This is a genomic window from Streptomyces cacaoi (assembly GCF_006539165.1).
GTDB lineage: Bacteria > Actinomycetota > Actinomycetes > Streptomycetales > Streptomycetaceae > Streptomyces > Streptomyces cacaoi.
Map to the genome: position 1 here is coordinate 1 of NZ_BJMM01000194.1, position 556 is coordinate 556.

General features: G+C 75.5%; 1 protein-coding gene. It reads right to left on the reverse strand.

Annotation, left to right across the window (positions count from 1 at the left end):
• The coding region (locus SCA03_RS34895; protein WP_141275918.1) for an AMP-binding protein at nucleotides 1–556 on the reverse strand (556 nt) is incomplete at both ends.

Consider the following 556-nt stretch of genomic DNA (forward strand, 5'->3'; position numbering starts at 1 on the left):
GTACCGGCGCAGGAACGCGCCGAGGTCGTCGACGGACAGCAGCCGCTGCTCGGAGACCGCCAGCGTCGCCCCGTTGCCCAGGGCCGCCCACATCTCCAGCGCCGCCGCGTCGAACGACCAGGTGCTCAGCTGCGAGACCACGTCCTGCGCGCCGACCGCGAAGTCCGGGTTGCGGGCCACCCGCAGGAAGCCGCCGTGGGAGAGGACGACGCCCTTGGGGCGGCCCGTCGAACCGGAGGTGTAGAACACATACGCGGGGGCGTCGGGCGTCACCGCCGGCCCGTCCTGGACGCCCGTGCCCAGCACCATCGTGCGGTCGGCCGGTACCCCCACGCCGAGCACCATGGTGACGTCCGCGCCGCCCTGCTCCGGTGCCCCGGCCCCGGCGTCCGCGCCGTCCCGCGTACCGTCCGCGCCGGGCCGCCCCTCGTCCACCCGGACGGTGCGCACCTCGCCCGCGCACGGCACCACGGCGGCCGTCCCCTCGTCCACCAGGACGGTCTCCACCCCGGAGTCCGCCACCATGAACTCCAGCCGCTCCACCGGGTATTCGGGA